Consider the following 12,883-nt stretch of genomic DNA (forward strand, 5'->3'; position numbering starts at 1 on the left):
CTTCGTTTTATTTGATACCGGCATCTGCCATGCCTTGTACATAATTTCGTTGTGCAAAAATGAATAGAACTAAAACAGGTAGTGTTGCCAAAATCGTTCCTGCCATCAATGGACCATAATTTGTATTGTAGTTGTATTGGAAAGCTGCCAGTCCAACTTGGACCGTTTTCATCTCATCTGCATTCAAGACAATCATCGGCCACATAAAGGCATTCCAGCCTGCTTGAAAAGTCATAATACCTAGCGTTGTCAAAGCAGGTTTTGCTAGCGGAAAATAAACATTCCAGAAAATCTTGAACTCACTTGCACCATCGATTCGAGCACTTTCTCCGAGTTCTTTTGGTAATTGTTCGAAGAATTGTTTCATAAAGAAAATCGAGAACGCTCCTGCTGCTCCGGGAAGCAGGATTGCCCAATAGGAATTGATCAATCCTAACCCACCAGTACCAGTTAGATCATTCCCTCCAGCCAACGGGAATCCGCGAAGCACAATAAAGGTTGGAATCATTGTGACAATACTTGGAACCATCATTGAAGCTAGAAAAACGAGAAAGATTGGTTTCTTCCCTTTGAATTTCAGCTGACCAAAAGAATAACCAGCTAATGAACCAAAAAATAAATTTGTCGCTACACCCCCAAGTGCTAATATCAATGAATTTTTTAAATAGTTTAAGAAAGGCATCGTTTCAAAAACTTCTTTATAATGATCCCAAGTAAAGTGGCTTGGAATGATTTGCATCGATCCGCTGAGAATCTCGCTATCGGATTTAAAGGATGTCGACAAGGTCCAGATAAACGGCAGAACCGTTGTCAAACTGATCAGAATCACCAAGCAATACCAGATGAATGACTGCATATGTTTTGTTTTAGCCATCGTTTTTTCTCCTTTAGTTTGTTTCTGTATTGGTCAAACGCATATTCACCAGTGAAAAAATGAAAATGATCATGAACAAGATAAATGACAGCGCAGAAGCATACCCCATTTCTAGTCCACCAAATCCTTTATTATAAATATAGTAAACAAGGGTGATTGTGGAATTTCCAGGTCCGCCTTTTGTCAGCATATAGGCTTGGTCAAATACTTGGAAAGCGCCGATGATCAATTGTGTGCTAACTAAGAATGTTGTTTTGGATAATTGGGGCCAAGTGATACTCTTAAATTTTTGCCACGCATTTGCGCCTTCAATATCTGCTGCTTCATAAAGAGCAGGATTGATCCCTTGTAAACCCGCCAAGAAAATCATCATGTTTCGGCCAAAACTCATCCAGACACTCATAATGACGATTGCAGTCATCGCCCAATTGGAACTATACAGCCAAGCTGGACCATTGATTCCAATCAAACCAAGCAACTGATTGAGCAAACCATACTGTGGATTTAAGAGCCAATACCAAATGGTTGCTGTAGCCACCGATGAACATAAGACTGGCAAGTAAAAAAATGTTCGGAAAAGACTGGTGGTCTTCATTTTGCGATTCAGCAACATGGCGGCTGCTAGAGAGACGACTAATCCCAATGGCACATACAGTAAGGTGTAGACGATAGTGTTCTTTAATGAAATAAAGAAAAATTCATCTTGAAAGATACGCGTGAAATTCTTTAAACCGATCCAATTGGGGCTTTCAATGATCGTATAATCGGTAAAACTATAGAAAAGTGCCATCACTATCGGGATAATTGCAAAAACAACTAGTAGAAGAACAGGAACCAGAATAAATACATAGGCAATGTTTTGCTGTTCATTGATCCCTCTCTTTTTCTTTCCTAACTCCATTTATTAACCCCCTTATTAAATATAATATAAAACTATTTAATATATTAAATATCTTTACAAGCGAATTATATAGAATTAAAAAGGATATGTCAACGGTTTCATAAAAAGTTTTTTTGATTAAACTGCTTGCTTTATTAATATAATATATTTAATATATACATAAATAGTTCTTTTATTTTTTGAGAAATGGAGGCGCATGCATGAGTAAACCTTTGTACCAAACGATTTATGAAGATTTGAAACATCAAATCGAAACAGGCACTGTCGCAATCAATGACACACTGCCTACTGAAAAAGAATTATCAACTACCTATAGTGTTAGTACGATCACGGTCAAAAAAGCACTGGATCTGTTAAAAGAGGATGGCTACATTGTCAGAAAGCCTCGAAAAGGTTCTGTCGTTGTCACAAATAAGAAGGCAGACATTGTTCCGAACAAACTCATTTTCGGATTGATCATCACCAACTTTACAGACTTTTTTGGCGCTCAAATACTGCGAACAGTTCTAGAAACAAATGCTGAAGAAATCAATTTCATCGTCAAGATCAGTTATGGTGATCCTGATCGCGAAAATGAGTTGATCCAAGAATTGATTGAAATGGGCATTCAGGGTTTGATCCTACTGCCGACATCATCAGAATATACCTCGCCAAAAATCTTAGAATTGATTTCTAAAAATTTCCCGATCGTTGTAATTGATCGTCTGATGGCAAATTTGCCGATCTGCAGTGTGCAAACGGATAGCTTTGCTGCTGCAAAAGAATTGACAAATTATCTCTTTGCCAAACACCATGACAAGATTGGCTTGATTACTTCCGATAGCAGTGTTTCAACGATTGATGAACGAGTCAATGGTTTTCTCTCTGCGCATGTGGATGCCAACCGGGCTGTCAGCCAAAAGCAAATTTTGTCGAGGATCGACTCTGTGGTCCCCAGTTCTTCTCGCAAGATCGAAGATGATGTGGCACTTATCGTGGCCTTTCTTCAAAAGAACCCAGAGATCACAGCTCTTTTTACCACAGAATACAATATTGCTTTACTTGCCAAGAGTGCGATTGAACAATTGGGAAGGCAAGTCCCACATGACTTTTCAGTTGTTTGCTTTGACCATCCTACCGTCAACATTTTTGACTTGAATGCTTTTATTTTCACTCATATCGAGCAAGACCAAACAGCCATCGGCAAGCATGCCATTGATCTTTTACTGACAAAAATTGCTCATCCTGATACGATTGAAAAGATCAACCTCGGCTATCGGTTGATTGAAGGAGATTCCGTTATTTCTAGATGATCGTCTGTTCCTCTATCGAAGCAGTACATTAGCGATCCGACTACAAATAGACAAAAAAACACACCTCCGTTCTGACTCGCTGAACGAGTCAGAACGGAGGTGTGTTTATTGGGATAGCTGTCATTCTTTAAACTAGACAGTCCTCCTTTTAGTTATTCTCGATGACTGCGACTTCTTTTCTTGTAGGCATCCCCGTTTGGGCACCTAATTTTTGAACAGAAAGTCCTGCACCAAGATTCGCTAAAACGACCGCTTCTTTAAATGGCACCCCATCACTTAATGCAGCCGCTAAGATACCATTGAAGGTATCTCCTGCACCGGTAGTATCAACGACGGTCACTTTCTTTGATGCCACGGTCACGATTTTACCGGAATCAACGAAACTTACCCCTTGACTGCCTCGTGTCACTACCAATTTGGTAGCGTGCGTTTGCTGCCAAGCTAGAATCGTTGCTTCGATTTCAGGTTCAGGGATCAATTCTTTACCGATCAATGCGGCAAATTCCGTCTCATTTGGCGTTAAGATATCGACATAAGGCAGTAATTCCCCTACGATATCATGATAAGGTGCGGGATTCAGTAGTGTTGTCACGCCATTTTCCTTTGCGAGCTGTAACGCATACCGAAGCGTATCTACCGGAATCTCAATTTGTACCAGCAAAACATCGCTTTCTATGATTTTATCAGCTATTTGATCTACATATTCACGATCTACCAGTCCATTGGCACCGGAGATTACAGTGATGCAATTATCTTGCGGTAATTTAAAAATACTTGCGATACCAGTAAAGATATTTTTTTCTTGTGCAACTGACTGGACATCCAGTTGCTCTTCACTTAAGTGTCGATAGACTTTTTCCCCAAACGTATCTTGACCAATTTTTCCTAAGAATGTCGTTGTTCCGCCAAAACGGGCGGCTGCAACTGCTTGGTTGGCCCCTTTCCCGCCGACAAAATAATCAATTTGATCTCCTATGATCGTTTCGCCAATTTTTGGCATTCGCCCAGTCGTGATAACAATATCCATATTCACACTGCCCAAAACTGCTATTTTACCCACTAAATCACCTATTTCTTTTGTATATATAGAACGGGCCAAACGCTTCGCGACCCGTAACAGAAGTTGTCTCTATCAAAGAAAAACCGGTTTTCTCAAATAAGTGCTGCATCGGCTTATTCGTATGGTTGGTCAGAGAATAAATGGCATCCCCTGCTTTACAAAAGTCTCTTAGACAAGTTTTCACCCAAGCCGAGCCCAACCCATTCCCCATTTCTGATGCTTTTGTCACGAGCCTTTGGATACATTTTGTATGTTCATTATACCCATGACTCTCTTCTTGCGCCAAAAATTCTGGACTAAGGGTTCCTGCACTAACGATTTCTCCTGATTCATTTTTATGAATCAGTAATTGTTTTTTACAGATATCTGTTTTGACGATCTCCTTATCAGGGTAACTGCTTGTCCATTGGCAGATCCCCTGTGTCTCCATATTTTTTTTTGCATCAACAAACAACTGCCAAATTTCATCCAGTTCTTCATGGCATGCATATATTAACTTATCCATCAAATCAATAAGGCAGTAACAACAGCGACAAGACAACTACTAGGATAATTCCTATGATCGTAGGAACACTGGTCCGTTTCAGCAAACGAACCGGACTCACACCAATCGATGACGAAACGATCATGACAACTGCTGCAACTGGTGAAATCGTCCGCGCTAAGTTAGCAATCATTTGCATTGGCAGCGCAATCAAGATACCATCGATGCCGGCTTTTTGGGCAATATTGGGAATCAGCTCGATCACAGCATAGAACATGGCTAATCCACCACCACTCAAAATACCAAATAATGCTGTCGCGCCACTGAAAATCAATGTGGTTAGAACACCGGCAGATTGAGAGTTTTCAACCGCACTCATCAAAGAATCGATCACGCCTAGACTTTGAATCGCTGTGGTGAATAAGGAACCCCCGACTACTAACATAACGACTTGGCTGAAACCTTGTCCCATTCCTTTGAACAGTTCGACTGCACTTTCTTGGGCAATCTTAAATGATTTCTTACGGAACCCTTCAATGATCAATGCTACGAAGAATGAGATCATTGTCAAAACAAAAATGTCCATCGTCACATTTTCTCTAAAAATACCAATAATTCCAACGATAATGATCAAGACTAAAGGTAATAATGGCAAAATGGCATAAAATGTCGGGACAACTTTTTCATCCGCCGCACTTTCAACTTCTTTCATCTCGACAAACGCTTCTGAACCTTCCTTTTTATCGCAATACGTTTGCCAGAAGTAGTGGACAACAGCTAAAATAAGTAAGGTTGGGATCGAGACCTTCGCATGATACAGCACATAAGTCAGAATGTTGTAATCCAACGTTTGTGCAGCAATCACATTGTCTGCTCCTAATGGTGTTGGCATGATCGTTGCGGTCATTGCAATGACCCCTGCTGCTGTCATTGATGAAATTCCAATACCTTGTAAGAGCGGATACAAAATAGCCATTAAAATAATTGCTAAACTAGAGGCACTTGGAACAACTAGAGACATCAAATTTCCTAACAGGAAAACAATCGGTATAAACAACGCTTTGGATTTGATTTTGGTCATTGGCTTGACTAAGATATTGACCGCTTTTTGATTGGCACCAATCAAATTCATATAGCCGGAATAGCCAAATAAAATCATGATCACTAATCCTGCTGAGCTAACTTGTGAGATGATCGTGTCTTTCAGTTTCAGAAAAATATCAAAGAAAGCCAGACCAGTTCCTTCTCCTTCAGGATAGAGAGGATTTCCCAATGCCACCGACGCACCTAATAAGACAATCGCACCGATAATCAAAATAAGCGCTGGATTATAACTCTTAATAATAAAATAACCAACGATACCTAAAACAACTAATACTAAAATTGCTTCAATCATTTTTTCCCCTCCTATTTACACTGACTGATTGCATGTAAAAACCATTCCTTGAATTTATTCTCATCGACATCGACACAGACACGGCAATTCTTTTCTTTGCCAAGTTTATTGTTCAGATCGATGATCGTAGCGCCAGAAGTATACTCCCCTTTTGTTTCTACTGCGACAAAGGTTTCTTTGATCTCAAACATTTCCGGACAAAGAACGTAAGCTAAAGCACAGCTGTCGTACATTTTTAATCCGGTACCAAAACTTCCACCTCGATATTTCTTGAAAAGGTGGTACATCATATCTCCAGTTTGATTCATGTCTTTGATTTTTTCGCTGTCTTCAGGATAAACCAGTGCTTTCAACCCGACATCTAATGGTGCGACTGCTAGCGAAAGACCGCTTTCAAAAACGATTTTGGCTGCTTCCGGATCAATCGCGATATTGAACTCTGACAAAATACCAAAGTTTCCTCTGCCTAGCGCACCACCCATTAAAACCAATTCTTCAATTCTTTCTTTGACTTCAGGATGCGTTTTAAGAAGAAGTGCAATATTAGTCAGTGGTCCGATTGCGATAATCGTCATCTTTTCTGCAGAAGCCATCAATGTGCGATGCATGGCTTCAACGGCACTCTCTTCCAATAAACAACTGCGATTTGGTGTTGGAAACTCGTACCCTGCCATTCCTGTTACACCATGAATATCGCTGGCATCTTTTACTTCACGAAGCAAAGGTCCAGCTGCGCCTTGGGCCACAGGAATTTTCAAGTTCCAAAAAGTCAGCAACTTCAACATATTTTCCGTCACATATTTGATCCCTACGTTTCCAGCAACTGTCGTGATTAATTTCACGTCTAACTGATCACTGAACAAGCCAATTCCTAATGCTACTGCATCGTCAATTCCCGGATCCGTATCAATAATTACTGCTTTGTTCATAAGTAAACCCCTTTCGTTTTTTGATAAAACGTTTTATCAATTAGCTAAAAATAAAAACGTTTGATAAAACGTTTTATCATTTGTTCTCCCAAAGAATACCACTTATGTAAAGCGCTGTCAATATCGAATACAAAAAAGCTTTCCATAAATTTGCGCTGAATTCTAACCTAGACAATCGTTGTGTTGATCAGTTAAACAGCTACCTCCTGATATAAACACAACGATTACCTTTTTCATTCTATCTTTGATTCCAACCGTTTGCCAACGCTTTTTTTTCGTACGATTTTTGGCGTCAATTGAAGATAACGCGGCGCTTGTTCTTTCATCGCTGATAATAAAGAGGTAACTGCTTTTTCTCCCAGAACTGTCACATCTTGTTCGACAGAAGTAAGTGGTACTTCTAATAAATCATTTAAAATCAAATTATCATAGCCAACGATGGACATTTGTTCTGGAATATTGATTCCTAACTCCTTGGCTCTTTTCATGATCCCTAAAGCAATCAAATCATTTCCCGCCACGATACCGGTGATTGCTTGATTGTTCAAAAGCTGGTCTGCTTTGTCATAGGCATCTTCAAACTGAAATTTTGTGACCACCCGCCAGCTTTCTTGCTGGGGCAGCTGCGCTTCTTTCAGAGCATCCAGATATCCTTGGTAGCGATAAATACAGTTGATATTTTTATCGGGGTTCATCATAATACCAATGTTTTGATGGCCATTATTGATCAATTCCATGGTCGCAAGATAGCCGCCTTGTCGATTATTATAAAACACTTGTCCAACCGGAAAATTATCCAACCCTCGATCAACCAGCACCAATGGTACAGAAATACTGCTTAAAAACTCTTTCAACTCTTCTTCGTACGTATAAGATTCACTCGAAAGGGCTAGTAACAGTCCATCCACATTACGATCGATCAATAATTGAATCAATTCTTTCTCTGCCGCAAAGTGATCATCTGAATTGACTAAAATCAAAAGGTAACCAATTTTTCGCAACTGGTCTTCCAGTACTTTTGCTAATTGTGCAAAGAAAGGATTATTGATGTCTGGTATGACCAATCCGATCGTATTTGTTTTGTTTAGCACTAAACTTTTTGCCGCAATATTAGGCGAATAATTATTTTCCTTCGCTAATTGTTTGATCAAGCGTTTTTTCTTTTCCGAGATGCGAATCGGTTTGTCATTTAAGACTTGTGAGACAGCAGCGATCGAGACGCCTACTTCTTCAGCGATATCTTTCAAGCGGATCTTCACTCTTCTTCTCCTCGCTTTCCTGTTTTATTCTACGCCAGTCCTTAAGGATCGTCCTTTCTCTATTCTATCATAGCTCTGTTTATGTAAGACATTCAGAGTCAAACGATTGGCTATTTTTTCTGACATGAGTATTTGGAATTCGCCTACATAAAGAGCGTCTATTGCGTTTTTAAAATACAGCACCCATGAAACATAACAATGACCGGACGTTCTTTTGGGTTTCGAGAAGTCCGTTCCTGTTCTTTTACACGTTTCCTTAGTTTAATCATTCTTAGCGTGAGTGATCTTGGTTCTAACTAAATATTAAATCGAACCCAATCGGCAAAGAGCTCGGGCCAACGAACCACCGAGTCTTCAATGGCGTGTTCGCCACCACTGGCCGTTTCTTTGGTTCCGAGACTTAGACCATGCCCACCTCTAGGAAAAATGTGTAATTCATAAGGAATGTCAAACTTACGCAGTTGTTTTGCAAACAAGAGACTGTTTTCTGCCGGTACCAGACCATCTTCCAATGTGTGCCATAAAAATGTTGGTGGTGTGTTGCGACTTACTTGCTTTTCAAGGGAAAGCTGCGCCTTTTGTTCTTCATAACGGTTTCCTAAAAGAGCACGGAAAGACCCTTCATGAGCAAATTCACCGCTTGAAAGAACCGGATAACTTAGCAACAACCCATTTGGGCGCCATTCGTGATTGGCTCCTGACAATGTTTCTGTTAAAAAGTCTTCTTGCCAAAATACGCCCAAACTTGCTGCTAAATGCCCACCAGCCGAAAAGCCCGCGACAATGATTTTCTCTGGATCAACGTGCCACTGTGAATGATTTTGGCGAATCAATTGAACGCTCGCAGCAAGCTCTTGCAATGCTAATGGGTACACATGGGGCTTGATACTATAGTGGAGAACAAATGCCTGAAACCCAAAACTCATCATCTTGATTGCTATAGGTTCAGCCTCACGGTCTGATAAAAACTCATAGCCTCCGCCAGGACAAATAATGATTGCCGGTCGCAACCGATCCTGCTCCATCTCTTCAGAGTTGTCAATCACATAGGTAGTAAGCGTTGCTTCACTTTTAGAAAACGGTTGGATCACTTCATGGATCATAGTAATTGCCTCATTTCATGATAATTTTGCTAACAACTGGTTCTTTGATTTGTAGATGAGTATACTAGATTTTTAGACCAGCTGTAGTTACTTGTCAAGTCAAGGAACGATCGATGGAGAATTTCTCTTGATTTTTTCAAAGGGGTTGCCGACAATTTGAGAATAGGTATCCCAGATCGAAAGTCCTTTGCCCCTTCATTCCAGGCTCCTTCAATCTGGTACGCGGCAGCAATCGCCCCATGAAAATCCCGAGGAAAAAGAATCCCATTTGCTGTAAGACCTGTTCATAATCCTTCCCAGCAATCACAATAAAACGATTACATATGATCGTATCATATTTTCAATCATACATAACAGATTTTTGTTTTTTTCATAAAAAAAACTGTGGCATAAGTTGAACAAATAATTACCCGATCAGAACGGTCGTCTCCTGACGAAAATGGTCGATTTGCCTCAAAAAGCCATAACTTGCTGACTTCTCTGGTAGCAATTAGGTAGTTATCTGTTTCGGCTTATGTCACAGCCTATTTCATTAAATCAAGTAATCATTCAAACGAGATTTCACGTATTCAATGTGGCTAGATTCCAGCTCCACTTGATCATGTGCCAATGCGTAATCCGTTAAGCTTTCAAGATCCTCCTGATCTGCCACGATCTTTGCGCCGATCCCTACGTTAAATGAGGCATAGCGTTTTTCCTTCAATTCATCTAAGAAACGATCTTCTTTGATTTTTGCTGCGGCTTTCAATGCTCGTGCATAGGTATCCATCCCAGCAATATGTGCCAATAGCAAGTCTTCCATTTCAAAAGATGAACGACGGACTTTGGAGTCAAAATTGATCCCGCCTGGTGCGATACCGCCATTTTCCAATACTTCGTATAATGCCAGCGTTGAGTCAAAAACATTCGTTGGAAATTCATCGGTGTCCCATCCTAGAAGCATATCTCCTTGGTTAGCATCTAAAGATCCTAATGCATTATAGCTACGAGCAACAGCAATTTCATGTTCAAATGTGTGCCCAGCTAAAGTTGCATGATTGGCTTCAAGATTCAACTTGAAGTCGCCTTCTAAGCCATAATGTTGGATAAAGGCCATCGTCGTTGCGGCATCAAAGTCATATTGATGTTTCGACGGTTCTTTTGGTTTAGGTTCTAATAGAAATTGCGGTTTGTGACCAATTTTTTCTCCATAAGCAATTGCCATTTTAAATAGGCGGGCAATATTGTCTTGTTCGAATTTCATATCTGTGTTCAACAACGTTTCGTACCCTTCACGACCACCCCAAAAGACGTAGTTTTCGCCGCCTAGTTTTTTAGAGATATCTAACCCTTTTTTGACTTGGGCAGCTGCATAGGCATAGACTTCTGCATTGTTCGTTGAAGCAGCACCGTTGTTAAATCGTGGGTGAGAAAACATATTGGCTGTGTTCCATAACAATTTGATGCCTGTTTGATCCATCTTTTCTTTGATCAGGTCTGTGATCACATCTAAATTTTGGAAGAACTCCTCTAAAGTTTCACCAGCTGGTGCTACATCAACATCATGGAAACAGAAGAATTCAGCGCCTAGCTTCTCGCAAATTTCAAAGAATGCTTCTACTCGATTTTTCGCGGTTTCCATTTCCGTTTCACCGAACCAAGTGCGCTGATTGACCGGTGCTCCGAAAGGATCTGAACCATCTTGTGTCATAGTATGCCAGTAGGCAATCGCAAACCGTAAATGGTCTTTCATTTTCTTGCCTAGGACTACTTCTTCTGCATCATAATGCCGAAAAGCAAACATATTGGCCGTTTCTGGACCTTCATACTTGATTTTATCAATCGTTGGAAAATAATTCATTTTGGTTCCTCCATTTTTAGTTTTTTAACATAACAAACTAACTTACTTCTAAAATAAGTTACATGAAACCTTTAGTAGTGGCGATTCTTTCGTTGATTACTCTGACTGCAATGTTGCCAATTCGCGACAAAGAGGTGCTGTTTGTTGATACACTTTATGATAAACAGAATAGATCCGTTGATACTCCGTTACATTTTCTGCGATTGGCTGGATTACTGACCCATACTTTACAAAAGCCTTCACACAAGCCGCTTCGTCAGGATAAAGTCCGCTTCCGATTGCCGCTAACATCGCGGCCCCCATGCCGGGACCTTGCTCTGTGGATAATGTTGTGATCTCTGCAGCAAAAATATCCGCCTGCATCTGAAGCCACTCTTTGTTTTTCGCACCCCCACCAACAGAAACGATTTTGCTAAATTTCCGTTTTGCTTCTTCTTCCATGATCAGTTGAGAGTCTTTCAGAGAAAAAGTGATGCCTTCCAAGACCGCTCGGCTGAAATGCCGACGTCGGTGATGGGTATCGATCCCTATGAAGCTTCCTCTGACAGTGCTGTCCGTATAAGGAGTTCGTTCACCAACAATATAAGGGGTGAACAGCAGACCATCTGCTCCGGGAGAAACCTCCCCAATATCTGCTAGCAATTCGGAGAAGTCTACTCCTTCTGCGAATGTATCTCGGTACCAACTTAGTGAGTTACCGGCAGCTAGTGTGACACCCATCGAGTATTGTTTTTTTGCCACTGCATGATTGAAAACATGCAATTTCCCTTGGTAATCAACCTTCTGCGCTTCAAAAGATAAGAATACACCGCTAGTACCGATCGATACCATCCCAATGCCTTCGTCAATAATCCCAGATCCTAGCGCGGCACATGCGTTATCGGCGCCGCCAGCAAAGATTTTGACTTCTTTTTCAAAGCCAAATTCTGTTTGTAAATCAGGGACCAGTGTCCCGACTTCAGCTGCTGATTCAAAAAGTGTCGGTAAGATTTCTTCTGGAATAGCAAACTTGTTGAGGATTTCTGCAGACCAACAGTTCTTCTCACTGTCCAGTAGTAATGTCCCAGCAGCATCCGAATAATCCATTGAATAGGTACCTGATAGCCACAATGCTAAGAAATCTTTCGGCAGCATCAAGTGCTGGACCTTCTGCCAATTCTCAGGCTCATGTTCTTGAACCCAACAGATTTTAGGTAATGTGAATCCTTCTAGTGCAATGTTCTTTGTGATTGAAAGAATCTCTGGCATCTCTTCCATGATTCGCTGACATTGCTTCGTCGTCCGAACATCGTTCCACAAAATTGCTGGTCGAATGACCTTGTTTTGTTCGTCTAGCAAGACTAAACTGTGCATTTGTCCTGAAAAGCTGATGCCGATCAATTCTTTGCGCAACTCAGGCACTTTATCGATCAACGCTTTAATGACTGCATGAGCCGCTTGACGCCAATGATTAGGATCTTGCTCACTGAATCCAGGTCGGGGGGACGACAATGGATAGTCTGCACTAGCAGTGTCAATCAGATTCCCTGAGTGATCAAAAACCAATCCTTTCAAAGAACTCGTTCCTAGATCCAGTCCTAGTAAATAAGCCATATTCTTCTCCTTTGCTACTGATGAAATTCTTATTTGTTATAGTTTACAAAATATTGCTTTTAGGTTAATTTGCTTAAAAAACTAACTAATTGGATAGTAAACGACCCATCCATTTTTGTCAAGCGCTTTCAACAGTTATTTGAGACTTTTTT

The 12,883-nt window shown here is 40.6% G+C and carries 11 protein-coding genes; 1 reads left to right on the plus strand and 10 read right to left on the minus strand.

Features of this window, described 5'->3' with window-relative positions:
* Window positions 1–7: 7 nt before the first annotated feature.
* Window positions 8–874 carry a carbohydrate ABC transporter permease gene (locus FE005_RS01110; protein WP_003125605.1) on the minus strand — a complete coding sequence of 289 codons (867 nt, stop codon included), beginning with the start codon at window positions 872–874 and terminating at the stop codon, window positions 8–10.
* Window positions 875–887: 13 nt separating this feature from the next.
* On the minus strand, window positions 888–1,775 hold the full coding sequence (locus tag FE005_RS01115) for a carbohydrate ABC transporter permease (protein ID WP_138371148.1): 888 nt from the start codon (window positions 1,773–1,775) through the stop codon (window positions 888–890).
* Window positions 1,776–1,975: 200 nt separating this feature from the next.
* Here FE005_RS01115 and FE005_RS01120 point away from each other — a divergent pair, with 200 nt between their 5' ends.
* Window positions 1,976–3,067: a substrate-binding domain-containing protein gene (locus tag FE005_RS01120; RefSeq protein WP_096710731.1), complete on the plus strand. Its 1,092-nt coding sequence runs from the start codon at window positions 1,976–1,978 to the stop codon at window positions 3,065–3,067.
* A 148-nt stretch (window positions 3,068–3,215) separates the two neighbouring features.
* On the opposite strand, the gene FE005_RS01125 is transcribed toward FE005_RS01120, so the two are convergent.
* From FE005_RS01125 to xylB, 8 genes are all read right to left on the minus strand, one after another.
* The gene (locus tag FE005_RS01125; protein WP_202617027.1) at window positions 3,216–4,094 is read right to left on the minus strand and encodes a ribokinase; all 879 of its coding nucleotides are present in this window, start codon (window positions 4,092–4,094) and stop codon (window positions 3,216–3,218) included.
* A 37-nt stretch (window positions 4,095–4,131) separates the two neighbouring features.
* Window positions 4,132–4,632: a GNAT family N-acetyltransferase gene (locus FE005_RS01130; RefSeq protein ID WP_138371149.1), complete on the minus strand. Its 501-nt coding sequence runs from the start codon at window positions 4,630–4,632 to the stop codon at window positions 4,132–4,134.
* A 4-nt stretch (window positions 4,633–4,636) separates the two neighbouring features.
* Entirely contained in the window at window positions 4,637–6,007 is a 1,371-nt protein-coding gene (gene dcuC, locus FE005_RS01135; RefSeq protein ID WP_003125600.1) for a C4-dicarboxylate transporter DcuC, read from the minus strand.
* Between the two features lie 11 nt (window positions 6,008–6,018).
* On the minus strand, window positions 6,019–6,936 hold the full coding sequence (rihC, locus tag FE005_RS01140) for a ribonucleoside hydrolase RihC (RefSeq protein ID WP_138371150.1): 918 nt from the start codon (window positions 6,934–6,936) through the stop codon (window positions 6,019–6,021).
* Window positions 6,937–7,169: 233 nt separating this feature from the next.
* Window positions 7,170–8,195 (minus strand): LacI family DNA-binding transcriptional regulator, encoded by a 1,026-nt coding sequence (locus tag FE005_RS01145; protein WP_081131946.1) that lies wholly within the window; start codon window positions 8,193–8,195, stop codon window positions 7,170–7,172.
* 296 nt (window positions 8,196–8,491) lie between these two features.
* A complete protein-coding gene (locus FE005_RS01150) occupies window positions 8,492–9,298 on the minus strand; it encodes an alpha/beta hydrolase (RefSeq protein WP_138371151.1) in 807 nt (268 codons plus the stop codon).
* A 532-nt stretch (window positions 9,299–9,830) separates the two neighbouring features.
* A complete protein-coding gene (gene xylA / locus FE005_RS01155; RefSeq protein ID WP_003125594.1) occupies window positions 9,831–11,138 on the minus strand; it encodes a xylose isomerase in 1,308 nt (435 codons plus the stop codon).
* A gap of 96 nt (window positions 11,139–11,234) precedes the next feature.
* Entirely contained in the window at window positions 11,235–12,731 is a 1,497-nt protein-coding gene (xylB, locus tag FE005_RS01160) for a xylulokinase (RefSeq protein ID WP_086269018.1), read from the minus strand.
* Between the last annotated feature and the right edge of the window lie 152 nt (window positions 12,732–12,883).

Source organism: Enterococcus sp. M190262 (assembly GCF_005843965.1).
GTDB classification, from domain to species: Bacteria; Bacillota; Bacilli; order Lactobacillales; family Enterococcaceae; genus Enterococcus_D; species Enterococcus_D gallinarum.

What these genes read in the sequence shown, in the direction of transcription:
- FE005_RS01130 (WP_138371149.1), bottom strand. Translation starts at nt 4,632, where the DNA reads ATGGATAAGTTAATATATGCATGCCATGAAGAACTGGATGAAATTTGG.
- FE005_RS01110 (WP_003125605.1), bottom strand. Translation starts at nt 874, where the DNA reads ATGGCTAAAACAAAACATATGCAGTCATTCATCTGGTATTGCTTGGTG.
- xylB (WP_086269018.1), bottom strand. Translation starts at nt 12,731, where the DNA reads ATGGCTTATTTACTAGGACTGGATCTAGGAACGAGTTCTTTGAAAGGA.
- FE005_RS01125 (WP_202617027.1), bottom strand. Translation starts at nt 4,094, where the DNA reads ATGGATATTGTTATCACGACTGGGCGAATGCCAAAAATTGGCGAAACG.
- FE005_RS01150 (WP_138371151.1), bottom strand. Translation starts at nt 9,298, where the DNA reads ATGATCCATGAAGTGATCCAACCGTTTTCTAAAAGTGAAGCAACGCTT.
- xylA (WP_003125594.1), bottom strand. Translation starts at nt 11,138, where the DNA reads ATGAATTATTTTCCAACGATTGATAAAATCAAGTATGAAGGTCCAGAA.
- rihC (WP_138371150.1), bottom strand. Translation starts at nt 6,936, where the DNA reads ATGAACAAAGCAGTAATTATTGATACGGATCCGGGAATTGACGATGCA.
- dcuC (WP_003125600.1), bottom strand. Translation starts at nt 6,007, where the DNA reads ATGATTGAAGCAATTTTAGTATTAGTTGTTTTAGGTATCGTTGGTTAT.
- FE005_RS01115 (WP_138371148.1), bottom strand. Translation starts at nt 1,775, where the DNA reads ATGGAGTTAGGAAAGAAAAAGAGAGGGATCAATGAACAGCAAAACATT.
- FE005_RS01120 (WP_096710731.1), top strand. Translation starts at nt 1,976, where the DNA reads ATGAGTAAACCTTTGTACCAAACGATTTATGAAGATTTGAAACATCAA.